Annotated in this window: 25 protein-coding genes; 18 read left to right on the top strand and 7 right to left on the bottom strand. The window is 62.8% G+C overall.

Annotation, left to right across the window (positions count from 1 at the left end; translation table 11 throughout):
• Positions 1-45: 45 nt before the first annotated feature.
• Complete coding sequence (locus HB675_RS17260; RefSeq protein ID WP_213879674.1) at positions 46-1,035, bottom strand: autotransporter outer membrane beta-barrel domain-containing protein; 990 nt, start codon at positions 1,033-1,035, stop codon at positions 46-48.
• 218 nt (positions 1,036-1,253) lie between these two features.
• Positions 1,254-2,045: a helix-turn-helix transcriptional regulator gene (locus HB675_RS17255; protein WP_213879672.1), complete on the bottom strand. Its 792-nt coding sequence runs from the start codon at positions 2,043-2,045 to the stop codon at positions 1,254-1,256.
• Between the two features lie 87 nt (positions 2,046-2,132).
• On the opposite strand from HB675_RS17255, the gene HB675_RS17250 reads away from it, so the two are divergent.
• The 12 genes from HB675_RS17250 to HB675_RS17195 all read left to right on the top strand — a co-directional run bounded on the left by HB675_RS17250 (position 2,133) and on the right by HB675_RS17195 (position 11,800).
• Entirely contained in the window at positions 2,133-3,161 is a 1,029-nt protein-coding gene (locus tag HB675_RS17250; protein ID WP_213879670.1) for a bile acid:sodium symporter family protein, read from the top strand.
• Between the two features lie 69 nt (positions 3,162-3,230).
• Positions 3,231-4,583, top strand: coding sequence for a 3-oxoacyl-ACP reductase (locus HB675_RS17245; RefSeq protein ID WP_213879668.1), 1,353 nt, complete (start codon positions 3,231-3,233; stop codon positions 4,581-4,583).
• 2 nt (positions 4,584-4,585) lie between these two features.
• Positions 4,586-5,446, top strand: coding sequence for a MaoC/PaaZ C-terminal domain-containing protein (locus HB675_RS17240; RefSeq protein ID WP_213879666.1), 861 nt, complete (start codon positions 4,586-4,588; stop codon positions 5,444-5,446).
• A 70-nt stretch (positions 5,447-5,516) separates the two neighbouring features.
• Entirely contained in the window at positions 5,517-6,356 is an 840-nt protein-coding gene (locus HB675_RS17235) for an AraC family transcriptional regulator (RefSeq protein ID WP_213879664.1), read from the top strand.
• A gap of 53 nt (positions 6,357-6,409) precedes the next feature.
• The gene (locus HB675_RS17230) at positions 6,410-7,003 is read left to right on the top strand and encodes a LysE family translocator (RefSeq protein WP_213879662.1); all 594 of its coding nucleotides are present in this window, start codon (positions 6,410-6,412) and stop codon (positions 7,001-7,003) included.
• A gap of 76 nt (positions 7,004-7,079) precedes the next feature.
• Positions 7,080-7,385 carry a MazG-like family protein gene (locus HB675_RS17225; RefSeq protein ID WP_213879660.1) on the top strand — a complete coding sequence of 102 codons (306 nt, stop codon included), beginning with the start codon at positions 7,080-7,082 and terminating at the stop codon, positions 7,383-7,385.
• Positions 7,382-8,134, top strand: a complete 753-nt coding sequence (locus HB675_RS17220) for a methyltransferase domain-containing protein (protein WP_213879658.1) — start codon at positions 7,382-7,384, stop codon at positions 8,132-8,134. The genes HB675_RS17225 and HB675_RS17220 overlap by 4 nt, the downstream gene beginning before the upstream one ends.
• 22 nt (positions 8,135-8,156) lie before the next feature.
• The gene (locus HB675_RS17215) at positions 8,157-8,801 is read left to right on the top strand and encodes a DUF4136 domain-containing protein (RefSeq protein WP_213879656.1); all 645 of its coding nucleotides are present in this window, start codon (positions 8,157-8,159) and stop codon (positions 8,799-8,801) included.
• 26 nt (positions 8,802-8,827) lie between these two features.
• Positions 8,828-9,394, top strand: coding sequence for a DUF4136 domain-containing protein (locus HB675_RS17210; RefSeq protein ID WP_213879654.1), 567 nt, complete (start codon positions 8,828-8,830; stop codon positions 9,392-9,394).
• Positions 9,395-9,534: 140 nt separating this feature from the next.
• On the top strand, positions 9,535-10,005 hold the full coding sequence (locus HB675_RS17205; protein WP_213879652.1) for a prepilin peptidase: 471 nt from the start codon (positions 9,535-9,537) through the stop codon (positions 10,003-10,005).
• Positions 10,006-10,126: 121 nt separating this feature from the next.
• Positions 10,127-10,420: a hypothetical protein gene (locus tag HB675_RS17200; RefSeq protein ID WP_213879650.1), complete on the top strand. Its 294-nt coding sequence runs from the start codon at positions 10,127-10,129 to the stop codon at positions 10,418-10,420.
• 39 nt (positions 10,421-10,459) lie between these two features.
• Entirely contained in the window at positions 10,460-11,800 is a 1,341-nt protein-coding gene (locus HB675_RS17195) for an MATE family efflux transporter (protein WP_213879648.1), read from the top strand.
• On the opposite strand, the gene HB675_RS17190 is transcribed toward HB675_RS17195, so the two are convergent.
• The 5 genes from HB675_RS17190 to HB675_RS17170 form a co-directional block, all read right to left on the bottom strand.
• Complete coding sequence (locus tag HB675_RS17190; protein WP_345945775.1) at positions 11,724-12,647, bottom strand: alpha/beta hydrolase; 924 nt, start codon at positions 12,645-12,647, stop codon at positions 11,724-11,726. The genes HB675_RS17195 and HB675_RS17190 overlap by 77 nt on opposite strands.
• A gap of 1 nt (position 12,648) precedes the next feature.
• Positions 12,649-14,559: an arginine decarboxylase gene (speA, locus tag HB675_RS17185; protein WP_213879646.1), complete on the bottom strand. Its 1,911-nt coding sequence runs from the start codon at positions 14,557-14,559 to the stop codon at positions 12,649-12,651.
• Between the two features lie 164 nt (positions 14,560-14,723).
• Positions 14,724-15,095, bottom strand: coding sequence for a translation initiation factor Sui1 (locus tag HB675_RS17180; protein WP_213879644.1), 372 nt, complete (start codon positions 15,093-15,095; stop codon positions 14,724-14,726).
• A 102-nt stretch (positions 15,096-15,197) separates the two neighbouring features.
• Positions 15,198-15,728, bottom strand: coding sequence for an NUDIX hydrolase (locus HB675_RS17175; protein ID WP_213879642.1), 531 nt, complete (start codon positions 15,726-15,728; stop codon positions 15,198-15,200).
• Between the two features lie 3 nt (positions 15,729-15,731).
• Positions 15,732-16,811 carry a DUF2333 family protein gene (locus HB675_RS17170; protein WP_213879640.1) on the bottom strand — a complete coding sequence of 360 codons (1,080 nt, stop codon included), beginning with the start codon at positions 16,809-16,811 and terminating at the stop codon, positions 15,732-15,734.
• A gap of 287 nt (positions 16,812-17,098) precedes the next feature.
• Here HB675_RS17170 and HB675_RS17165 point away from each other — a divergent pair, with 287 nt between their 5' ends.
• From HB675_RS17165 to HB675_RS17140, 6 genes are all read left to right on the top strand, one after another.
• Complete coding sequence (locus HB675_RS17165; protein ID WP_213879638.1) at positions 17,099-18,712, top strand: PleD family two-component system response regulator; 1,614 nt, start codon at positions 17,099-17,101, stop codon at positions 18,710-18,712.
• 95 nt (positions 18,713-18,807) lie between these two features.
• The gene (dsbD, locus tag HB675_RS17160; RefSeq protein ID WP_213879636.1) at positions 18,808-20,586 is read left to right on the top strand and encodes a protein-disulfide reductase DsbD; all 1,779 of its coding nucleotides are present in this window, start codon (positions 18,808-18,810) and stop codon (positions 20,584-20,586) included.
• Between the two features lie 416 nt (positions 20,587-21,002).
• Complete coding sequence (accB, locus tag HB675_RS17155; protein ID WP_213879634.1) at positions 21,003-21,455, top strand: acetyl-CoA carboxylase biotin carboxyl carrier protein; 453 nt, start codon at positions 21,003-21,005, stop codon at positions 21,453-21,455.
• A gap of 17 nt (positions 21,456-21,472) precedes the next feature.
• Positions 21,473-22,819 (top strand): acetyl-CoA carboxylase biotin carboxylase subunit, encoded by a 1,347-nt coding sequence (accC, locus tag HB675_RS17150; RefSeq protein WP_213879632.1) that lies wholly within the window; start codon positions 21,473-21,475, stop codon positions 22,817-22,819.
• A 119-nt stretch (positions 22,820-22,938) separates the two neighbouring features.
• A complete protein-coding gene (gene prmA, locus HB675_RS17145) occupies positions 22,939-23,817 on the top strand; it encodes a 50S ribosomal protein L11 methyltransferase (protein ID WP_213879630.1) in 879 nt (292 codons plus the stop codon).
• Positions 23,818-23,857: 40 nt separating this feature from the next.
• Complete coding sequence (locus HB675_RS17140) at positions 23,858-24,889, top strand: DUF3426 domain-containing protein (RefSeq protein ID WP_213879628.1); 1,032 nt, start codon at positions 23,858-23,860, stop codon at positions 24,887-24,889.
• Positions 24,890-25,008 lie beyond the last annotated feature (119 nt).

The following is a 25,008-nucleotide window of genomic DNA, read 5'->3' as shown; positions in this document are numbered from 1 at the left end:
AAACAGCCCGCCAACAAGGGCGGGCTGTCTGGACATGCAGCTTGGTCAGAAAGCGTAGCGCAGACCCGCGCTGACGCCATACGCCTGGTCTACTCGCTCACCGCGACCGTAGTCGAAATCAGCGTTCAGCTGCCAGGCCGGGCTCAGTTGTGCGACAAATCCGGTGCCCAGTTCGACACCGCTACCTGCCAAACTGTTGTCGATGGTCTGGTCGTTGATCCGGACCTGATTGCCGTTGGCAAACTCCCGGGTGGCGGCAATCTTGACATAGGGTTGCAGCGTGCCCCCGCCGGCCATAGCCAGGGTCCGGCCGAACTGGCCTCCCAGCTTGCCGGTGAGCGAACGAACCGAGTTGTTGCTGGCCTCCAGGCCGTTGCTCAGGCGGTAATCCTTGCCCTGGACAGACAGTGCAGCCATTTGCCCGTAGGGCTTGGCGTACCAGCCCTCGGCCAGGTCAAAGCGCTTGCCCAGTTCCAGCGAACCGCCGATCCCGTAGTCGTGATATTTACCGCGTGCCTGAACGCTATCGCTCATCTGCACATCGGCACGGTTGCTGAACCGGTTGGCCTTGATCAGCGCATCGACGTACAGACCGTCAGCGTCGGCCCAACCGGCATAAGCGCCCAGATAGGCACTGTCGATACGGCCCTTGGTGCCTTTGGAGAAGTCCAGGTTCGACTGACTGGTACCCACCAGCACACCCACAGTGAACTGCTCGCTGAGGGTCGCATCAGCGCCCAGGGTCAGGCCGCCATGGCGCAGCTCGTAGCCGGTCGCACCCACCGGGCTGACGTTGTAGCGCGCACCCTGCGCACGCAGCCAAAGGCCCGTGGTCGAGGGCTCGCGACGCAGCTCGTCGAAACGGCTGCGCAGGCCAACCGTCTCGGCATTCCAGATAACCGGCGCGGCGTTGTACAGACCGAGCACAGTTTGCGTCGAGGTCGATCGCGCGGCTCCGGACTCAAGAAACCCGCTTTGGTGCGCATCACCGGGCTGTATCACGGCTGAATCACCCGACGCCAGGGGTGCGGCCATCACGGGCGCTCCCGCTAGACAGGCCAGCCCGACAGCCACCCTTAGCCGGCTGAGGGAAAACAAATTGGTGGTGTGAGAAAACATATTCAAAACGCTCCATATCGTGAATTCGCGAAAGCAAACGCACGCTAAGGGAGCGCGCCGACTGGCCCCATGGGATGGCCAGGACGGCGGGTGTAGGAAGAGGTGAGTGGGTGAGGCAGAAAAAGACAGCCCCTTCAGACGCGAAACAATTCTCCTGGCGTCGCACCGAACAGGGTCTTGAAGGCCGCAATGAAAGCCGAGGTGGAGTCGTAGCCGCAGCTCAGGGCAGTGGCGGTCACGCTGCGCCCTTCCTCCAGAGCGTCAAGGGAAGACAGCAGACGCATGCGCTGGCGCCAGCCGCGAAAGCTGAGCCCGGTTTCGCGCTGGAACAGGCGCATCAAGGTCTTTTCGGACATGGCCAGGCGCCGGGCCCAATCGGTCAGGGTGACCACCGCATCGGGCACCTCGATCAAGTCGGTGCACAGCGCCAGCAAACGCGGATGGCGCGGCAATGGCAGGGAGAAGGCCACCTCGGGCAGGCTGACCAACTGATCGAGGAGGACTTGCACCAGTCGCGACTGCGGGCCATCTTCCAGAGGATACTCAACCGGCAGCTGACAAAACCCCTTGATCAACTCGCGGGCCAGCGGTGTCACCTCCAGCACCCGACAATGCTGACCGGCGCAGCCCGCCGCCTCGGTGCTGATGTAGAGGCTGCGCATCTCCGCGCGAGTGGACGTCACCACCTCATGCACCATGCCTGACGGTATCCACACCCCCCACTGGGACGGCGCAAAGAAACTGCCGTCATCGGTATGCACCCCCAGTACGCCACTGATGGCATAGGAAAACTGCACCCAGTCGTGCCGATGAGCAGGCGTCCAGCTGCCGGCACTGAGGCTTTCGGCGCGGGCATAGAGCGGTCGTGGCAGTTCCCGCAGTTCCGGGATCGCGCGCTGCAACTGATATTGTCCGTTAGTCGGCATCGCTTGGCCTTGTGTCGCAAGACGGAGGGATAGCCGCTACGTTAGGCTGTGGAATCAATCATGACAAATCGTTTCGCAGGCTCTCTCATGCACGCTTTCAAACACCTCAAACGCGTCGTAACCGACTGGTTCCTCTGCGGCATGCTACTGGCAACTTTGCTGGCTTACTTTTTCCCCCGCTACGGCGCGACGGGCGGGCCGTTGCACGCGGAAATCGTGATCAACGTCGGGGTGTTTCTGGTGTTCTTCCTCCACGGGGTCAACCTCTCCAGCGAGCAGATTGCCCATGGCCTGAAAAACTGGCGACTGCACGCGATGGTCCAAGGCTTCACCTTCGTGGTGTTTCCGTTGATCTGGCTGGTGTGTGACAAAGTGCTGGGCGCGCATATTCCGCCGTTGTTGATGTTGGGGTTCTTCTATCTGTGCGCCCTGCCCTCGACCATTTCATCCTCGGTGGCCTTGACCGGCAGCGCGGGGGGCAACGTCCCCGCTGCCATCCTCAATGCCAGCCTGTCCAGTGTCGTCGGCATTTTCATCACCCCCTGGCTGGTCAGTTTGGTGGTCGGCTCGGGCGCCGGCGGTATCGACCTGGGTTCGACCCTGCTGGACCTGTGCGCCATGCTGCTGTTGCCGCTGGTGCTGGGCCAGGTCGTACGACCATGGCTGGGCACGTTTTTCGCCCGTTACAAGCGCTACACCAGCATCATGGACAAGCTGGTGATTCTGTTGTTGGTGTATTCGGCCTTCGCCAACTCGATGGTCTCCGGGATGTGGCAGAAACAGGGCAGCTCGGTCATCGTCACCGCCTTCGTCGGTACCGCAATCCTGCTGGCGGTGATCCTGATACTCACCACCCGCACCGCGCGAGCCTTGCATTTCAACCATGCCGACAAGGTGGCTGCGGTGTTCTGCGCCACCAAGAAATCCTTGGCCGCCGGGGCGCCCATGGCGGCGCTGATTTTTGCCGGCAATCCCGGCGTGGGCCTGATTCTGTTGCCGATCATGATCTACCACCCGCTGCAGCTGGTGGTCTGCTCGGTGATGGCCGAAAGTTATGCACACAACCAGCGCACCGCCATGGCCGGTCAGCCCCAGGGTACCGCCAGCGTGAGATGACCGACCGGCGCGAACGAGTCGACCGGGAACCTGTCAACCGTTCAAGACCATTGAGCTGGAGTGCCTCCCATGTCCGATCCCTACATCGATTTTGCCAACTCGGGGATCGGCCGACGGATCGCCGGCGCGGTGGGCCTCCCCACACCGGCGCGGCTGGAGCGCTGGCAGGCCGGCCGCCAGCAGGTCATAGAAGGCGCCTTGTTGCTCGGCAATGGCCCCTTGTGCGCAGAGATCGCCCGCTTTGCCAGCAAACTGAGCCAACAGCCCTTGGGCCTGACCGGCGCCGACACTGACCTGCCCACCTGGTCGACCAACAGCCCGGTCCCGCTCAAGGCCGTGGTGTTCGATGCCAGCCTGATCGTCACCCTCGAAGACCTCGACCAGCTTCGGGTTTTTTTTGCGCCCTTGCTCCGCCATCTGCAGCCCAGCGCTCATCTGTTGATCCTCGGCCGTACGCCCGGTCCGACAGCCGCCCCTGAGGCACAGATCGCTCAGCGGGCTCTGGAAGGCTTCAGCCGCTCGCTGGCCAAGGAGCTGCGCAACGGCGCCACGCTGCAGCTGGTGTACGTGGATCACGAGGGCGGCGATGCGTTGGAGGGCTTGCTGCGTTTTTTCCTGTCGCCCAAAAGCGCTTATGTTTCCGGCCAGGTCCTGCGCCTGGGTGCCGGCGCGGCCAAGGTCGAGGACTGGACCCGCCCGCTGGCCGGGCGCAAAGCGCTGATCACCGGCGCGGCCCGAGGCATTGGCGCAGCCATTGCCGAAACCCTTGCCCGCGACGGCGCCAGCGTCCACCTGCTTGACGTGCCCAGCGCTCGCAGCGACCTCCAGGCCCTGGCCGCGCGGTTGAACGGCAAGACCATCGACCTGGACATCTGTGCCGAAGATGCCGTCCCGCGCTTGATCGAGGCACTGCCGGACGGTATCGACATCGTCGTGCACAACGCCGGCATCATTCGCGACAAGACCCTGATCAACATGAGCGTCGAGCAATGGAACTCGGTCATGGAGGTAAACCTCAAGGCTCCCAGCCGGCTGACCGAAGCATTGTTCGAAAGCGGCACCCTGGCCAATGACGGCCGGGTGATCCTGCTGTCCTCCACCAGCGCCATTGCTGGCAACCGCGGACAATGCAACTACGCCGCCAGCAAGGCCGGGCTTATCGGCCTGGCCCAGGCCTGGGCGCCACGGCTGGCGGCACGGGGCGCAAGCATCAATGCGGTGGCACCCGGCTTCATCGAGACACACATGACCGCGCAGATACCTTTTGCCTTGCGGGAGGCCGGGCGCCGCTTGAGCTCGCTCGGTCAAGGTGGTCTGCCCCAGGATGTCGCGGAAGTGGTCGCCTGGCTGGCCCAGCCCGGCAGCGGCGCAATCAACGGCCAGGTGCTGCGCGTCTGCGGCCAGAGCCTGGTGGGAGCCTGACCATGTCACGCCAATGGCAGACCCTGGAACAGCCAGCGCAGCTGGCCGGTCTTTATGCCCGTGCGGCACTCAAACGCAAAGTCAGTGGAGAGCAACTGCCGTCGCTTGCCCTGCGCTGCTGGCTGCGTCCCGATCCCGAAAAACTCGCGGCCTATCGCAAAGTATGCGGCTACGGTGCGGGCAATCTGCTGCCGGCCACTTATCCTCACGTGCTCGCCTTCGCCATGCAGCTGCAGCTGTTGACCGACAAAAGCTTTCCATTCCCCCTGCGGGGCCTGCTGCACCTGCGCAATATCATTCGTATCCAACGCCCGTTGGGCGGCATCAGCGGTGTCCAGGTCAGCGTCCACGTGGCCAATCTGACGCCTCACGAAAAAGGCACGCTTTTCGACCTGATCACGCAAGTGCAAGATCCGTTGGGCCCGCTTTGGGAAGAAACCAGCACCCTGCTCTGCCACGACGTGCACATTGCCGGGCAACCCGTGGTGAGCAACCCGCCAGTGACCGGCGAACTGCCGATGAGCGAAATTGCCCGCTGGGCCGCACTCAGTGACTGCGGCCGGCAATATGCCAAGGTGTCCGGCGACTACAACCCGATCCACTTGAGCGCCGCCAGCGCGAGGATGTTCGGTTTCCCCCAGGCTATCGCCCACGGCATGTGGACCAAGGCCCGTGCCCTGGCAGCCTTGCGCGAGCATGTGCCGGTGGCCAATGTGGAGATCGCCGTGCAGTTCGAGCAACCCTTGCAACTGCCCAGCGACGTGGGGCTGCACGCCAGCGCAGCCGGTGCTTCGGGTCGCTTTTCGGTGGAAGGCCAAGACGACCGGGTGCATCTGGTCGGGCAATGGCGACCGTTGCACTGAGTGTGCACAAATCGTCTAGACGGTTCCCGTAGGGGTGATTCATCCTGCGCTCAATGAACCGGGCCCCGCGATGACTGCAAAACACTGGATCGACCTCAAGCAGGATGCCGAAACCGGCATCGAGACCTTGCACGCGCGCTTCAGCGAGGGGCACGCCTACGATCCGCACTTTCATGACAGCTACCTGGTGGGTGTCACCGATCAGGGCGTGCAGCAGTTCAACTGTCGCCGCACGCGCCATGACAGCACACCGGGGCAGGTGTTTCTCGTGGAGCCGGGAGAAATTCATGACGGTGAGGGCCCCACCGCCGAGGGTTTTTCCTATCGGATGCTGTACCTGGACCCACTGTGGCTACAGCGAGAGATGAGCGCGGTGTTCGAACAGGCACCCGAGCAATGCCCCTTGAGCTTTGCCCATAACCTGGTCAACGATCCGCTGCTGGGCCAGGCCATCCAGAATGCTTTCGGCACCCTGCACCACAGCGAGTTTCGCATCGTCCGCCAGACAGCGCTGGACACCCTCCTCGGTCGATTGGCCCGCCAGCTGCACTGGCGCCAGCGCGACGACAGCGACCCGAGACTGCCACTGGTGGCGTTGCGCGCCCGCGACTATCTGCATGCCCACATCCACGCCGACATTGGCCTGGATCAGTTGGCGGCCGCCTGCGGTGTGGATCGCTTTCGCCTGAGCCGGGCCTTTCGCGCCGCCTTCGGTCTGCCACCCCATGCCTATCTGGTGCAGCTGCGCCTGGCCCGCGCCCGTCGACAGCTGGCCAGCGGCGCCTGGCCGGCGGACGTGGCCAGCGATCTGGGTTTTGCCGACCAAAGCCATCTGGGCCGCTGGTTCGTCCGCGCCTATGGCCTGACTCCGGCAGCGTATCGCAAGCGCTGCTCAAACCTTCCAGACTGACAGACCGGCAGCCACGACCATGGCGTCTTACTTCTGAAGCTCCGGTGCCTGCCATGCTACCGTTTCTGCTGTTCGCCTTTGTGTCTTCGATCACCCCCGGCCCCACCAACATTCTGGTGCTGAGCAACAGCGCCAGGTATGGCCTGCGTGCGGCCGTGCCGATCGTGCTGGGCGCCTGTGCCGGTGCGGCGGGGCTGGTGCTGGTGGTCGGTACGGGGCTTGGCCAGTTACTGTTGCAGATGCCGAGAGTCCAGCAAGCCATGGCCTGGGCCGGGGTGCTGTGGTTGACCTGGTTGGCCTGGGGACTGTTTCGCGCGCCCGCCTTCAACCCGGATCAGGCCGAAACCGGGCCACGACTGGGCTGGATCGGCGCTGCCGGGCTGCAACTGATCAATCCCAAGACCTGGATGATGGCGTTGGCGGTCATGGGCGTCTTCAGTCTCGGCGCCGTCGACCCGACCACGCGAGTGGCACAGCTGGCGCTGATGTTCTTCCTCGTGGCGGTGCCCTGCATGATCTGCTGGGCGTTACTGGGGGTGGGTTCGGCCCGTGTATTGCGCTCGTCACGGGCACAGCGCGGCTTCAATCAGGGGATGGCTCTGCTGTTGCTGGTCGCCGCCTGGTCGAGCTTGCTGGCTGCCAGCTGAACGGCCCCACGGATAACCGTTGATTTACTTGCAAAGCGGGCAGCGCGACGGGAAGCTAGGCGCCTGAGGAGCGCCCATGAATATCGACGAATTGACCGCACGCCTGCACCGCATCCGCGACACCAACGAATGGCGTGGCTTCCATAGCCCGAAAAACCTGACCATGGCGGCCAGCGTGGAAATGGCCGAGCTGGTGGAAATCTTCCAATGGAAGACCGAAGACCAATCCCGGCAGCTGCCGCCCGATGAACTGGCCCACGCCGGCCAGGAAATCGGCGACGTGGTCCTGTATCTGCTGCTGCTGTGCAACGAGCTGGGCCTGGACATGGACGAAGTCGTGCGCGCCAAGCTGGCCGACAGCGAGCGGCGCTTCGCCAAATGAAAGACCGTCACTTCGATGAACTGGCCACCCGTTTTGCCGCCAAGATCTATGGTGGCGCCAAGGGTGCAATTCGCCTCGCCGTGCTCCAGGCCGATCTGCTCGAACGCCTGCCCGAGCGACGGCTACGGGTGCTGGACATTGGTGCCGGCCTCGGTCACATGGCCTTGTGGCTAGCCCAGCAAGGTCATGACGTGACCCTGGCCGAGCCGGCAAGGCCGATGCTGGACGGCGCTCGAGAGCGTTTCGAAAGCGCCGGCCAGACCGCCACCTTCCTGCACGCCAGCTGGCAGCAACTGCCCGATCTGCTCGACATGCCTTACGACCTGGTGCTGTGCCATGCGGTACTGGAGTGGCTGGCCGAGCCTTATGCCATCTTGCCAGCACTGCACCAGTTGACCGCCACAGACGGGCACCTGTCACTGGCGTTCTACAACCGCGACGCACTGGTGTACCGCAACCTGCTCAAGGGGCACTTTCGCAAGCTGCGCGGCAATGACCTGGCCGGCGAGAAGCAAAGCCTGACGCCGCAAATGCCGCTGGACCCCCGCGAGCTCGCCACCCAACTCGAAGGCCACTGGCATGTTCAGAGTCAGAGTGGTGTGCGCGTTTTCCATGACTACATGCCTGCCCCATTCCAGGGTCGCGCCGACATGGCGGACTTGATCGAAATGGAGCTGGCCCACCGTCGCCATCCGGCCTTCGCCGGTCTGGGACGCTACCTGCACTGGATTTGTTGCCCAGCCTCATAGGCCTGCCGCCGTGGAGAAAACCATGCACTGCCGTGTCGTCCTGTTCGCCCTGATGTGCCTCGGAGTCAGCGCCTGCCAGGCGCCGAACCCCTACGTGGCCGACTCGGCCCCGTTGCCGCCAGCGCCCGCCTTGGCTCAACCGGCTCCCGTGCCGGCGCCCATTGCCGTTGCCACACAGCCACCGGGTTACAACCCCGGCGCTTATCCGGCGGCTCCGCGGGACTGGGCGCACTACCGCAGCTGGGCCTGGTTCAATGACCGCATGCCCATCGGCAACACCCTCATCGACCCGGCCCAGGTGGCCGAGTCCCTCAGCCAGGGCCTGGACCAGCGCGGCCTGCGTCCGGCGCGCAGCGGGGCGCGAGCCGACCTGCGGGTGTCGGCCGATGTGCACATGGAACAACGGGTGCGTCAGGTTCAGGATGATGGCTATTACGGCGGCCCCGGCTACGGGCCTTATGGCCCCTACAACTATTACCGTCCCCCTGTCGTCCGCACCTATGTGGAAAATGTGATGGTCGTGGACATTCGCCTGTTCGACGGCATCAGCGGTCAACCGCTGTGGAATGCCGCCGCCGAAATCGCCAGCACCGGCAGCGAAAGTCAACGTGCCGATTCCCTGCGCCAAGCCATTGCCAAGGCGCTCGGCAATTACCCACCGGCTTGAGCCTCTTTCCTTCTGGGAGAACTGCCATGTACGCACGTGCTGCTGTCGTTTCGTTGAGCCTCCTGCTCGGTGCCTGCCAGACCACCCGCCCGGTGGCCGACTATGATGCCAGCCGGGATTTCGCCGGCTATCGCACCTGGGCCTGGAAAACCCCCGCCCTGCAATACCGCCCGGATGATCCGCGTATACGCAGCGACCTCACCGAGGCGCGCATACGTCAGGCCATCGCCGAGCAACTGGACCAGCGCGGCCTGCGCCCGGCGACCCCTGGCACCAAGGCGGACCTTGATGTGCAGACTTGGCTGATCGTTGATAACCGCCAGCAGCAGGTGGTCAGCCAGGGCCCCGGCTGGGGATATTGGGGCGGTCCATGGGGACCTGGCTGGGGAGCGCCGATCTACAGCGAATCGCGCACGGTCGACTACAAGGTCGCCACCCTGCAGGTCGATCTGCTCGACGGCCGTGATGGCAAGCTGGTCTGGCGCGCCAGCGCCGAGCGGCTCGACAACAACGGCGATGCCGGCCCGCAGGAGCGCACCGAGATCATTCAAAAAACCGTCGCTCAAGTGCTTTCCGCCTACCCTCCGCACTGACCTCATGCCGTTCGGCGCAAAATGTTGCCCGCCCTGGCAACATTTTGTCGCCAAGGCAACTCCGCTCCCGCTAACGCGTCTACCCTGAAAGAAGCGAGTGATCGCATTCGAATGTGGATAGACACAAGGGACGTCTCGCGATGCAAAGCATGGTTCTGGTTCTGTGGTTTACCCTGTGCGCCGAGCAGGATATCCGCCAGCGGCGGATCACCAATACCCTGACATTAGGCGGCGCGGCCCTGGCTTTGCTGGTGCTGTTCGGCACCGGGCACACTTGGATCGGCGCCAGTGTTGCCGAAGGCGGGTTTGCCTTGGCACTGTGCATGGCCATCACGGCTCCCGGCTACTGGTCGGGAAGATTGGATGCCAGCGATGTAAAACTGTTGGCCGGCCTCGCGCTGGCCACTGACCGCATGCACTTGCTCGGCACCTTCGTCGGCGCCATTCTGACCCTGGTGGTCTGGGCCTTGATCGGCCCACGCATCTGGGCAAGGCTCAAACCCAAGACCCGCCGGCTGTTCCACCCCTTGGAACCGGCCACCAGTATCAACCCGCCCTTCTCGCCTTTTTTGCTGGCCGGGTTCCTGCTCTCGCTGTTCTGGCTTGCTTAAGCCTGCGGCGCCTGTTATTCAGCGGTGCTGGCCATCATGCCCCAATGCGGAACTCCCATCGGGGCTGATGGCCCAACACACGAATTCAACGGCATTACGCCGTGACTGACAGGAAGCACGCATGCACGTAGATGGCTTTTTCGAATGGCTGGGCCAGGCTCTGGGGGCCGTCATCCGCTTTATCGTCGACAGCCTGGGGTGGTTGTTCAACCTGCTGACCCACGCCGGTGGCAATTTCGTCGAGGGCATGTCGCGGACTTTGGGCATGGACACCTCGCTGATCAGCATCGTCGGGCTGGTCCTGGGCCTGATTTTTCTGTACTCGGCCGTGCGCGCGTTCATGCGTGCTTCGATCATCCTGGGGATAATCTGGGCGCTACTGGGGCTGTGGTTGTTGAGCTGGATCATTCACTGATCAAGGGTACAATCGCCGGCTAACCGGAGCCTGCGCCCTATGTCCCGACTGATCGCCGACTGGCGCGACCGCCAAACCCACCGCAAGGTCTGGGCGCTGGCCGCGCCAATGATCCTTTCCAATATTTCCGTGCCGTTGGTGACACTCGTGGACAGTGCCGTCATCGGCCACCTGCCCCATGCTCACCAGCTGGGCGCCGTGGCGGTGGGCGGCAGCCTGTATGCCTTCCTCGCCTGGACCATGAGTTTCCTGCGCATGGGGGCCACCGGCTTTGCCGCCCTGGCCGCCGGCCGCCGCGATGGTGCAGCGCTGCGTCAGGTGCTGGCCCAAGGGCTGATGCTTGCGCTGCTGTTTTCCTTGCTGCTGGGGGTGCTCGGCCTGCCGTTCAGTCACTTTGCCTTGAGCCTGATGCAACCCTCCACGGATCTGGCGCAAACCACCCGTGATTTTTTCCACACTCGACTGCTCGGTTTGCCGGCTGCCCTGGGTACCTATGCTTTGGTGGGCTGGTTTCTCGGCACTCAGAATGCCAAGGCCCCGCTGACCATTCTGCTGGTCACCAACCTGCTGAACATTGTGCTGAACCTCTGGTTCGTTCTGGGGCTGGACTGGGGCGTACTGGGCTCTGCGCGGGCTTCGGTGGTCGCCGAGTGGGTCGGCGTGCTGACCGGCCTGGCGCTGACCCGCCCGGCGCTGCTCCGTTATCCGGGTCAGGTCGCTTGGGACGCGCTGCGCCAGTGGCACAACTGGCGGCCATTGCTGACCGTCAACCGCGATATTTTCATCCGCAGCCTGGCCTTGCAGGGGGTATTTTTGCTGATCACGGTGCAAGGTGCGCGCCTTGGGGATGCCACAGTGGCGGCCAATGCCCTGCTGCTGAACGGCCTGCAACTGACCGCCCAGGCGCTGGACGGTCTGGCCCACGCAGTGGAAGCGCTGTGTGGTCACGCCATCGGCGCGCGAGACCGTGACGCGTTGCGCCGCTCGATGGTGGTGGCCTGTGGCTGGTCGCTGCTGGCCAGCCTGGGTTTCGCGATCCTGTTCCTGTTCGAAGGCCAGCTGTTCATCGACATGCAGACCAACATTGCCAGCGTGCGCAGCACCGCCTATACGTACCTGCCCTACCTGGCGGTGTTACCGCTGGTGGCGGTGTGGAGTTACCTGCTCGACGGCCTGTTCATCGGCGCCACTCGCGGTCGGGAAATGCGTAACGGCATGCTGCTAAGCGTGGCAATGATCCTGCCGGTTGCCTGGGCCAGCATGGGCTGGGGCAACCATGGGCTGTGGATAAGCTTTCTGCTGTTCATGGCGCTGCGGGCGGTGACGCTGGGGCTGATGGGCTGGCGGTTGCAGAAGCGGGATGGTTGGTTGGTACCCTAGGACCGCCGCGCCCGACGAACCCCACCACCTCATCCACCACCGGCGCCAGCCATTGAAGCGGCCAGGCGAAGGCACCGATCAAGGTCATGTGATTGACCCGGTCCATATAATGCACCTCCACCGGCACCCCGACCTCACGCAAGCGCCTGGCCAGTCCGCCAGTGTTGCGCACCGGGTTGACATAGCTGTCGGTATTGGCCGCGATCAACAGCGCGGGTGGCGCACCGGCCTGCACATGATTGATCGGCTGGGAATCGGCAGGGGTGTTCGGATAGAAGAACACCGGGCGTACCTCGGTGTTTTCCACCGGCAAGAAATCGTAAGGTCCGGCGAGGCCGATCCAGCCGCGGATATCAGCCGGTGAAAGCCCCACGGCTTGCAGCAACGAGCCATCCAGCGCAAGCATGGCCGCGTTGTACGCCCCCGAGCTGTGCCCCATCAGAAACAGCGCTTGCGGATTACCGCCGTAAGCCGCGACGTGACGATGCACCCAGGCCACAGCCAGGGCATTGTCCTGAAGGAAGTCCGGGTAGCGGACCTGCGGATACAGCCGGTAGTCGGCAATCACCGCCAGAATCCCGCGCTGGGCCAAGGCCCGAGCGACGAAACGGTAGTGGCCACGTTCACCGCTGGTCCAGCTGCCACCATAGAAAAACACCACCACCGGATGCTTCGGCAGGGGTGTCAGGGGCTGGTACAGGTCCAGATGCTGGCGTGGGCCATCGCCATAAGCGAGGCCCTCGACCCGGATGTAACCGTTGCTCGGCGTGACCCCGTCCACCATGCCCAGCGGCGAGCAGCCGCCGAGCAGTAGAACGACGCAGAGCGCGATGGCCCGGCGCAGCACCTTATGACAGATACGAAGAGCGGGTCAGGCCCAGACGCAGGGCGTCAAGGTACTGGGTCCGGTCGCGCGCACTGATGTCGGCACTGGCCACCTTGTCGCGATAATGGGTCATCAGCTCTTCCGGCGACAAATGCACGTAGCGCAGCATGTCTTCGATGGTGTCGTGGGTCTCGATACCGGCGTGGTACACGCTGCCGTTGGGGTTCTGGTAGATGTTCACCGAGTCGGTATCACCGAACAGGTTATGCATGTCACCGAGAATTTCCTGATAGGCCCCCACCAGAAAAACCCCTAGCAGGTAGTCTTCACCCTCGTTCACCGCGTGCACCGGCAGGCTGGTCTCTATGCTCTGTTCGTCGACGTACTGCTTGATCTTGCCGTCCGAATCACAGGTCAGGTCCTGCAGGACCGCCCGACGCATGGGTTCTTCATCCAGACGGTGCAACGGCAGGATCGGCAACACCTGGCCGATGGCCCAGGTATCGGGCAGGCTTTGGAACACCGAAAAATTGCAGATGTACTTGTCGGCCAGCTTGTCGTTGAGCTCATCGAGCACCATGCGGTGCGAGCGCTGGCGTGCCTTCAGCGAGTTGTGCAGGCGACGGCAGACCGCGAAGTAGCACTGCTCGGCCAGGGCTTTCTGAGCCAGGGTAATCTTGCCATCGGCATACTGAGTAGCCACGTCGCTCATGTAGTGGGTGGCGCGCCAATAGGTTTCGGTGACCATCTCGATGTCGGTCGGGCCCAGCAGGTCCACCAGCCACTGCACGGTTTCCGGCAGGCTTTCCTTGTCGGTGATCTCCGGCACCTCATCGTTATGCCGCTCTACATCGGTGACCTGCACCACCAGGATCGCGTGGTGGGCGGTCAGCGAGCGACCGCTCTCCGAGAAGATGTGCGGATGGGGCAGGCCTTGAGCGTTGCAGAACTCCTTGAGCATGCCCACCACGACACCGGCGTAGTCGTCCATGTCGTAGTTGATGGAGCTGGCATTGCGCGAATGGGTGCCGTCGTAATCCACACCCAACCCACCGCCCACGTCGATGTGGTCCACCGGCAAGCCGAGCGCACGCAGCTCGCCATAATAGCGAATGGCCTCCTTGAAGCCGTGCTGGTAATCGGCCAGGTTGGCAATCTGCGAGCCCATGTGGAAGTGCAGCAGGCGGATGCCTTGATCCAGGCCTGCGGCGCGGAAACGTTCGACCACCGACAACAGCTGCGCGGCCGACAGGCCGAACTTGGATTTCTCACCGCCGGTATCGGCCCACTTGCTGGAGGCCAGCGAGGACAGGCGCACGCGCAGGCCCACCTGCGGCTTGACTTTGAGCTCGGCCGCCTCCTCGATCACCAACGCCACTTCCGACTCTTTCTCGATGACAATGAAGACGTTGTGGCCCAGCTTCTGGCCGATCAGCGCCAGGCGGATGAACTCGCGATCCTTGTAACCGTTGCAGACGATGGTCCCGCCCTTGGGCGCCAAAGCCAGCACCGCCAGCAACTCGGGCTTGGACCCGGCTTCCAGGCCAATGGAGACGTTCTGAGTGGCGATGATGTTTTCTACCACCGCCTCCTGCTGGTTGACCTTGATGGGGTACAGCGCGGTGTAATGGCTCTGGTATTCCAGGCGCTCGATGTTGGCATCGAAGGCACCGGTCAGCTGACGCACACGGTCCTGCAGAATGTCGGGAAAACGCACCAGCAATGGCAGCGACAAGCCACTCTTGCGCAACTCGTCGACTTGCTCGAACAGATCGATCGGCGCACTGCCCGGCCCATTGGGGCGCACTTCCACACGCCCGGCCTCGTTAATGGCGAAATAACCCGCACCCCAGTGGCGGATCCCGTAAACACTGCGGCTGTCGGCCACGGTCCATTGGCTGCCATCGTCTTTGCGTGTGCGTCTTACGGACATCGAGGTCCCCTATGAAAAAAGTCGAATACTGCGGCCCTGCCTTTGATCCTCACCGAATCAAGGGATGGGTCCACACAGTCTAGAGAATGAATATGACGATTGCTGTCTGTGCAGGGTTCGACCCTGGGGGCAGCGCCAAGTTTAGCGAGGGGCAGGAATGCGCTTCAGCCGCCGGACTTTTTCGCTTTGTAACCCAGCTTGATCAGCTCGGCGAGCAACAGCTCGACGTGCTCGCCCTGGATCTCGATCACGCCGTCCTTCAAGGACCCGCCCGTTCCACAGCGGCGCTTGAGGGTGGCGGCCAATTCCTTCAACCCCTCGAGGGGCAACGGCACCCCGGTGATGGTGGTGACCGTCTTGCCGCCACGGCCCTTGCTTTCTCGGCGCACTCGGGCAATGCCGTCGCCCTCGGGGATGGCGGTGCTTTTGCAAACGCAGGCGTCGATCGGCTGGCGACACTCAGGGCAATGCCGGCCCGAGTCCGTGGAGAAGACCAGGCCACCGAGTGCGGCGAAGGATGCGGCTTTCTTGGCCACCGGCGATCCTCTCTGGAGGATGAATAGGGCGCGCAGTTTAACGGCAAAAAACCGTGCTGTGTAGCGCCAGCGGCGACGGATTCATGCAGATTTCGGCAGGCCTCAGGGCTGCAGAAAACGCTTGAGGGCGTCCAGCGAATCCGGGCAGTAAGACAGCGTCCGGCTCTGGGTCAGGACCTCGGCGACCGGCATGAACTTCGCTTCCAGCACCTCTTCCGGTTGCAGACGCAACGGCCCGTCCCATACCGCAGAAAACACCGCGCACCAGAGGCGATTGCCCGGCTGGTCGAAATAGAAATGCTCGTGGGCAGTCAAGGGCACGCCAATGACCCCCAGCTCTTCTTCCAGTTCTCGGGCGGCGGACTCTTCATAGCTCTCATCGGCCTGAACCATGCCACCGGCGGCCACGTCCCAGTAGCCGGGGTACAGCGCTTTGCTCAGGGTACGTCGATGCACGCAAAGCTCCCCCGCCGAATTGAACAGCAGAATGAAGGTGCCGCGGCCGATCAGCCCGCGCTCGCGCAGTTCGCTGCGCTGCAAGGCCCCCAGCAGCCCGTCTTCCTCGTCGACCCAAGCGATGGTTTCGGCATCCGAGGCCGCGCGGTGCGCGACCTCTTGTGGAGTGATGGTCATCGGTCAGCCTTGAGTGAGCAGTTGGCGCAGGTCGATGACTGCCGCATTGGCCCGGGAAATATAGTTGGCCATCACGAGCGAGTGGTTGGCGAGAATACCGAAGCCGCTGCCGTTGAGGATCATCGGGCTCCAGACCGGCTGCTGCGAAGCCTCCAGCTCGCGAATGATCTGCCGCACGCTGACGGTGGCGTTCTTCTTGGCCAGCACGTCGGCGAAATCCACCTCCACGGCACGCAGCAGATGGGACAGCGCCCAGGCTTGACCGCGGGCTTCATAGAAGACGTTGTCGATCTGCATCCACGGCGTTTCTACGATCTCTTCGTCCACCACCGGCGCCTGGCCCGGCACCACCACCTCGGTCTTGAGGCTGGCGTTGAGCTTGACCCGCCCTACGCTGGCCGACAGACGCTGGGACAACGAACCCAGGCGCGTGCCCACATCCCCCAGCCAGTTGTTGAGGTTATCGGCACGGGCATAGAACAAGGCGTTGTTCTGGCTAGGGTCAGCCAGACGGTTCTGGTAGCGCGTCAGGGCATTGATGCCTTCCTGGTACTGGGATTCACTGGAAGGCAGGATCCAGCTGCGGTTGTCGAAGTTGAACAATGGCTCGGCCTTGGCCAGATCCGCATCTTCAGCCGACTGGGATTGCGACCGGGCGAGGTCCTTGCGCAAGGCGCGAGTCATATCGCGGACCTGCACCAGCACGCCATATTCCCAACTCGGCATGTTGTCCATCCACAGACCTGGCGGAAAACGGTCGTTGGAAATGTAACCACCTGGCTTGTCCAGCAAAGTGCTGGCCACGGTCTTGAGCGTCTCGACGGTGGTATAGCCAACCACCATTTTCTTGCCATCACGCTCGGCGGAAATCTGGGCGTTCTGCTGCACCGGGAACAGGGCGGGTTCTTCACTCCAATACCAACCCAGCGCACCGGTGACCAACAGATAAAGCGCCAGCACCGAAAGTACAGCGCGACTGAACAGTACAGCGCCAAAGTAACTGCGCGAGCGAGTGCCGGTACCAACAGTATCGACGCGCTCTTTCGCGTCGCTCTTGCCCGTGCGGTTCTTCCAATCCAGCATGGCTATGTCCCTTTCAGTCACAGAATTCATCGGTTGGACCGCAGCGCGCGCCCATCGTGCGCGGACCGGCGAAACAACCGGCCCAGAGCCCGCGACCGTACGTCGGCCACCTTGTCCGGGACGCACTATAGAACAAGCTGAGGCACGCGCCTATGCGAGCGACCGCTCATCCCTTAATCATGCCGCCGGGTACAGTTTGCTGGCGCCAGAGATTCGGTTCCCTCGCAGGAAGTGATAGCATGGAGCCACCACTGGAGATCCTCCAGGCATCCCTCAGTAGCCCAACCATGAATGAGCCAGAAGACCCGAGCCGTGAACGCCTGAAACACCACTTCGCCCAGCGGGTCATCCACCAGGCGCGACAGATCCTCGAGATCTGGCAGCGCCTGCACCGCAGCGAATGGTCAGCGGCCAATCTGGCTGAACTCAGCGAGGCCAACCTGCGCCTGCAACGTTTTGCCGAGCGCTTCGAGCAACCGAAACATGTGATGCTGGCACGGGGCATCAGCGCGGCCTTGCAAGGGGTCGAGGACAATCACGGGCGGCTGACCAGCGACTCGATCAACGAGCTCAACCGCTTGATGCATCGGCTGTCCCGTACCGGCCTGCGCCACGGTGATCAACTGGACCAGACTCACCTGCCACCTCTGCGCAAACCGGTATATGTGGCGCTACAGGATGCAGAGCGCGCCGGCCGGCTGGCGACGCAGCTGGAGTTCTTTGGCCTCAATGCCCAGGCACTGGATTCGGTCAGTACGTTTCAGGCCTCGATGCTCGAACGCCAGCCCTCGGCCATCGTCATGGACGTGGACTTTGGCGGCGTCGGCATGGGTCTGAGCCTGGCGGCGCAGGCTCAAGAAGGTCGAGAGCAGAAGCTGCCGCTACTGTTCTTCAGCCGCCATGAAACCGATACGCCCACGCGCCTGGCAGCCGTTCGAGCCGGCGGCGAGGAATTTCTCAGTGGCACCCTGGAAGCGTCGAGCCTGCTGGAAAAAATCGAGGTGCTGACCTGCTCCGCTCATTACGAGCCCTTTCGGGTGCTGGTGATCGATGACTCTCGTGCTCAGGCCATGCACACCGAACGGCTGCTCAACAGCGCCGGCATCGTCACCCGCAGCCTGACCGACCCGATCCAGGCCATGGCCGAGCTGGCTGATTTCCAGCCGGATTTGATCATCCTCGACATGTACATGCCTGGCTGCACCGGCACTGAACTGGCCAAGGTGATTCGCCACAACGACCGTTACGTCAGTGTGCCAATCATCTATCTGTCAGCCGAAGACGACCTGGACAAGCAACTGGATGCCATGAGCGAGGGCGGCGACGACTTCCTCACCAAGCCGATTCGCTCCCGCCACCTGATTACCACCGTGCGCAACCGGGCCGCCCGTGCGCGCAATCTCAAGGCGCGGATGGTGCGCGACAGCCTGACCGGCTTGTACAACCACACCCATATCTTGCAACTACTCGAAGATTGCAGCTTCCGCGCGCGTCGCGAAGGCAAGCCGCTGTGTTTCGCCATGCTGGACATCGATTATTTCAAGCAGGTCAACGACAGCCATGGCCATCCCATGGGCGACCGGGTCATCAAGAGCCTGTCGCTGTTTCTCAAACAGCGCCTGCGCAAGACGGATTTCATCGGTCGCTACGGGGGTGAAGAGTTCGCCATCGTCATGCCCGATACCGACCTGGAAGCCGCCCAACAGGTCCTCGACGAGATTCGCGAACGCTTCGCCGACATTCACTACCCGGCGCAGCCACGGGACTTCAATTGCACCTTCAGCGCCGGCGTGGCCCAACTGGATGCTGGCTTCGATGGTGTGAACATGGCCTCCCGGGCGGATGCCGCGCTTTATCGGGCCAAGGCGGCGGGGCGCAATCGGGTTCAGTTATCACTATAGGACCGCCTGCCGGGACATAAAAGGTAACGCCCCTCCCCCTGCACCCGAAACCTGACTGGGATATGATGCGCAGCTTTGCTCTTCGCGAGATCCCTATGCGCCGCCTGCTTTGTCTTCTGTTACTGGTCCTGGCCCTGCCGGTCGCTGCTTCCGGATTCATGGACAGCCGCCCGAACGCAGTGCTGGGCGGGGCGCTGAACAACAGCAGCGATTTTCTGCCAGTGCGTGAAGCCTTCCAGCTCAGCGTCGTCGAAGCCAATGCCCAGCACGTGCGCCTGCGCTTTGTCGCCGCCGAGGGCTATTACCTCTATCGCCATCGTTTCCAGTTCCACACCAACCCCGCCGATCTGAAACTGGGCGCCCCCCAGTTGCCCGAAGGGGAGAAAAAACACGACGAATATTTCGGTGATGTCGAGGTGTACCACGGCATTATCGATGTCGACCTGCCGCGACCCGCCAACGACTCCCGCCCATTCGACCTGGCAGTGACCTATCAGGGCTGCGCCGACAAAGGCCTGTGCTACCCCCCGGAAACCGAGCATGTGTCCATAGACGCCAGCGGCGCAGCCTCTGGCGCGCCAGCGGCCAGCCGGTCTGCAGGTTGGCGCGACTTGCTGCTGTTTTTTCTCGCCGGCATCGGCCTGACCTTCACCCCTTGCGTGCTGCCGATGCTGCCGATCCTGTCCGGTGTGGTCCTGCGCGGTCAGGTCGGTGGCTGGCGCGGCCTGAGTCTATCGCTCGCCTATGTGCTGCCGATGGCGCTGTGCTTTGCCGCCCTTGGGGCGCTGATGGGGCTGTTCGGCGCCCAGATGAACCTGCAGGCGCGCCTGCAATCGCCTGAAGTACTGATCCCGTTTGCCTTGTTTTTCGTGGTATTCGCCCTGGCCATGTTCGGCCTGTTCGAGCTCAAACTGCCGCAAGCCGTCAGCTCACGGCTGGACAGGCTGGCCGGTAATGCCAAGGGCGGATCGCTGTGGGGCGCGGCAGTGCTCGGCGTGGTCTCCAGCCTGCTGGTGTCGCCGTGCGTCTCAGCGCCCCTGGCCGGTGCGCTGCTTTATATCAGTGCCAGCGGCGACGCCTGGGGCGGCGCGCTGAAGTTGTTGGCCTTGGGCCTGGGCATGGGTGCACCGCTGCTGCTGGTCGGGACCGGCGGAGCGGCCTTGCTGCCCAAAAGCGGGCCGTGGCTGGTCGGCGTGAAGAACGCCATTGGCGTGCTGCTGTTGGCCCTGGCGGTCGGCTTGCTCAGCCGCGTCCTGCCGGGCCCGGTGACACTGCTGTTGCTGGGGGTGATCGGGGTCGGCGTCGGCGTGTTTCTCGGTGCTCTGGAGTTTACCCCCAAGAGTTCGCGTCAGCGCCTGGCGCAACTCCTCGGGCTGCTGGCACTGTTCTACGGCCTGGCCTGCTGGTACGGCGCCTGGAGTGGCAACAGCGACCCTTTCAAACCTCTCGCCGCTGCCCACTTGGCACCGATTGCCAGCACCGGCGCGGGCGCCGAAGCAGGGGCTTGGCAGACCATCACCCGCGACGACCAGTTACAGACGGTCTTCGCCGAGGCGAAAGCGGCCAACCAACCGCTGTTGCTGGACTGGTACGCGGACTGGTGCATCAGCTGCAAGGTGATCGAGCATGAAGTGCTGCCGGATCCGCAGGTACGCAGCCTGCTCAAAGGCTACCGGCTGGTGAAACTCGACCTGACCCAGAGCAACACCGAACAGCGCGCGCTGTTGGACCGCTACAAGCTGTTCGGCCCCCCGGCACTGATGGTCTTTGCTGGCAACGGCAGCGAAGTTGAGGGGTCCAGGGTCATTGGCGAGATAAACGCCGTCGATTTCGCCAGCAAGCTCACAAGCGCGAACCGCCAACAAGGTCTATAACCTCGATACCGGCGATAAAAAATATACATATGACCGCCTTGAGCGTCCGAGTCACAAACTTTGCGTGAATATCGGTCATCGTGTCGGCTATTGCAGTTAACTGGACAGCTGACCGCAGTTTACGGCATAGTCGCCCCGCTCGGATCGAACCCACGTTCGCAGAGGCATGAGGAAATGGCGATCTTCCAATCGATTTTATCAATCGAGGCCATGCACGACGTGACGCACCCGCGCCGTTGAGCATCCCACTCAGCGACGTGCATCTTTCTACCGTGCACTAACGCAAATTTTCCGCCGTCACTCCTGCTTGTCCGGCCGTGGCCGGTGGAGTGATCCGCAGCTGCGGCGACCGCAGGCTCGCCCGGCGCATGAATGTGCTTAAACGCCCCTGACCGACCCTTGGGAGTTGATGATTGATGGATATTCGTAAAGTCAAGAAGCTGATCGAGCTGCTGGAAGAGTCCGGCATCGATGAACTGGAAATTCGTGAAGGCGAAGAGTCCGTACGCATCAGCCGTCACAGCAAGACCCCTGCCCAGCAGTACTACGCACCTGCACCGATGGCCGCGCCAGTCGCCGCTCCGGTCGCTGCCGCTCCGGCCGCCGCCGAAGCTCCGGCCGCCCCCAAGCTGAACGGCACCGTGGCCCGTTCGCCGATGGTCGGTACCTTCTACCGCAAATCCTCGCCTGCCTCGCCTGCCTTCGTTGAAGTCGGCCAGGCCGTCAAGAAAGGCGACACCCTGTGCATCGTCGAAGCGATGAAAATGATGAACCACATCGAAGCTGAAACAAGCGGTGTGATTGAATCGATCCTCGTTGAGGACGGCCAGCCGGTTGAGTACGACCAGCCGCTGTTCACCATCGTTTGACCAGCGGAGAGCCTGCGATGTTGGAAAAAGTCCTGATTGCCAACCGCGGCGAGATCGCCCTGCGCATCTTGCGCGCTTGCAAAGAGCTGGGCATCAAGACCGTGGCCGTCTACTCCAAGGCGGACAAGGAACTGATGCACCTGGGTCTGGCTGACGAGTCGGTGTGCATCGGCCCGGCACCTGCCAACCTGTCCTATCTGCACATCCCGGCGATCATCGCTGCCGCCGAAGTGACCGGCGCAACCGCCATTCACCCTGGCTACGGCTTCCTGGCTGAAAACGCCGACTTCGCCGAACAGGTCGAGAAATCCGGGTTTGCCTTCATCGGCCCCAAAGCTGACACCATCCGCCTGATGGGCGACAAGGTTTCGGCCAAGGACGCCATGAAGAAAGCCGGCGTGCCGACCGTTCCCGGTTCCGACGGCCCGCTGCCCGAAGACGAGGAAGAAGCGCTGCGCATTGGCCGTGAAGTCGGCTATCCGGTGATCATCAAGGCCGCTGGCGGCGGCGGTGGCCGCGGTATGCGCGTGGTGCACAAGGAAGAAGACCTGATCGCCTCGGCCAAGCTGACCCGCACCGAAGCCGGTGCCGCGTTCGGCAACCCGATGGTCTATCTGGAAAAATTCCTGACCAACCCACGCCACGTGGAGGTGCAGGTTCTGTCCGATGGACAAGGCCACGCCATCCACCTGGGTGACCGTGACTGCTCGCTGCAACGCCGCCACCAGAAGGTTCTGGAAGAAGCACCGGCACCGGGCATCGACGAAAAAGCCCGCGAACTGGTGTTCGCTCGCTGCGTCAAGGCGTGCATCGACATCGGCTACCGTGGTGCGGGCACCTTCGAGTTCCTTTACGAGAACGGCGCGTTCTATTTCATCGAAATGAACACCCGCGTCCAGGTCGAACACCCGGTATCGGAAATGGTCACTGGCATCGACATCGTCAAGGAGATGCTCAGCATCGCCGCTGGCAACAAGCTGTCGTACACCCAAGACGATGTCGTCATCCGCGGTCACTCGCTGGAATGCCGAATCAACGCCGAAGACCCGAAGAACTTCATTCCGAGCCCAGGCACGGTCAAGCACTTCCACGCACCGGGCGGCAATGGTGTACGGGTCGATTCGCACCTGTACAGCGGCTACGCCGTGCCACCGAACTACGACTCGCTGATCGGCAAGCTGATCACCTATGGCAAGGACCGCGACGAGGCTCTGGCCCGTATGCGCAACGCCCTGGACGAGATCGTGGTCGACGGCATCAAGACCAACATCCCGCTGCATCGCGACCTGGTTCGCGATGAAGGCTTCTGCAAGGGTGGCGTGAACATTCACTACCTGGAGCACAAGCTGGCTGCCGAGAAGTAAGTGTCCAGGCGTTAAAAAAACCGGCTCCGGCCGGTTTTTTTGTGCCTGCGGCAAAAATCGCCAAATCTCCCCTACTCACGTAAACTGCCGCGCTTTCGAAATCATCAAAGGTACCCGCCATGCCATGGCTTCAAGTTCGTCTGGCCATCAGCCCGGAACAGGCTGAAACCTACGAAGACGCGCTGCTGGAAGTCGGCGCGGTATCGGTCACGTTCATGGACGCCGAAGACCAGCCGATCTTCGAGCCTGACCTGAACACCACGCCGCTGTGGTCGCACACTCATCTGCTGGCCCTGTTCGAGGCCGACACCGACGCGTCCAGCGTCTTTGCCCATCTGCAACTGCTCACTGGCAGTCCATTGCCCGAGCATCAGTCCGAGGTCATCGAAGACCAGGACTGGGAACGCAGCTGGATGGACAATTTCCACCCGATGCGCTTTGGCCAACGGCTGTGGATCGTGCCCAGCTGGCATGCGGCGCCGGAGCCCGATGCGGTGAATCTGTTGCTGGACCCGGGGCTGGCTTTCGGCACCGGCACCCACCCTACTACCGCCCTGTGCCTGGAGTGGCTGGACGGCCAGGCCCTGCAGGATTGCAACGTACTGGACTTCGGTTGCGGCTCCGGGATCCTGGCCATTGCCGCCTTGCTGCTGGGCGCCCGTCATGCCGTCGGCACCGACATCGACGTGCAAGCGCTCGAAGCCTCCCGCGACAACGCTGGCCGTAACGGCATCGCGGCCGAACGCTTCCCGCTGTATCTGCCCGAGCAAATGCCGGCCATGCAGGCTGACGTACTGGTGGCCAACATCCTCGCCGGCCCACTGGTGTCGTTGGCGCCGCAACTGAGTGGGCTGGTGCGCCCGGGCGGCCTGCTGGCACTGTCGGGAATTCTCGCTGAACAAGGCGAAGAAGTGGCCGCCGCCTACGCAGCCAACTTTGACCTGGACCCCATCGCCAACCGCGACGGCTGGGTGCGGATCAGTGGTCGCCGTCGTTAAGACGGCCTAGAATACCTGCCAGTACAACCCGGACTCGCGCATGACCGACAGTTTCGTCACCCAGTGCCCTCATTGCCAGACCAGTTTTCGGGTCAGCCACAATCAGTTGAGTGTGGCCCGGGGGGCTGTGCGTTGCGGCTCGTGCCTGCAGGTCTTCAATGCAGCGCGCCAACTGCTGGAGCAAAGCGCCGCACGCCAGAACCCGCCCATTGCGGCGATGCCGGTCGACACGGTCATCGCGGCAACGCCACCGCCCCGTGATTGGCGCGGCGCAGCCGAACTGGACCTGGACCCCCTCGAACGCCAGCACTCGCCCCGTGATGACGGCTTGAGTGCCACCCGCGAAGAACAGCACGACGAAGCCCTTTGGCCGGGTGCGCTTTACAGCGCACCGGACGAACTCGAGCAGCCGCTGGAAGCAGAGCCCGAGGCTGTCGATCCGCCCATGGCCCTGGTGGTGGAACATGAACCGCCACTGACTGAAACCCGTACGACCACCCCGCGTAATGAACCCTCGCTGCGCCATGACCCCATGCTGGATGATCTGCTGGAGGACCCGCCCCAGTACGTTTGGGAGAAACCTCAGGCACGCACGGGTCGACGCCTGCTGTGGGCCGCGTTGTCATTGCTGGCCGGCCTGGGCCTCGGAGCGCAGTACGTCACCTATCACTTTGACGAACTGGCGCGCCAGGATGACTACCGGCCGTGGTTCGAGCAGGTGTGCCCGCATTTAGGTTGCACGGTGCCTTCCAAGGTGGATATCGCACTGATCAAGAGCAGCAACCTGGTGGTGCGCAGCCACCCCGACTTCAGCGGCGCGCTGGTGGTCGATGCCATCATTTACAATCGGGCAACCTTCGCACAGCCTTTTCCACTGCTGGAGTTGCGCTTCGCCGACCTTAACGGCGCGCTGATCGCCAGTCGTCGCTTCAAACCCGGGGAATACTTGGGCGGTGATCTGACCGGTCAGGCACAAATGCCGCCACAAACGCCTATCCACATCGCGCTGGACATCCTCGATCCAGGGCCCAAGGCCGTCAATTACAGCCTGAGCTTCCGCTCGCCCGAATGACCTTCGGGCCCGTTGTGCATCCGGTTATAACGCGATAACTGTTCAGATTTTATCCAAATCGACCTTTATCCGGTCATCGAGAGCGGGTATTATGCGTTCCCTTTTTCGAACTCCCAGAT

This window comes from Pseudomonas sp. dw_358 (genome assembly GCF_018449655.1).
In the GTDB taxonomy this organism is placed as follows: Bacteria; Pseudomonadota; Gammaproteobacteria; order Pseudomonadales; family Pseudomonadaceae; genus Aquipseudomonas.
The sequence above is the reverse complement of the archived record's forward strand: the minus strand, read 5'-3'. Positions and strand labels throughout refer to the sequence as shown.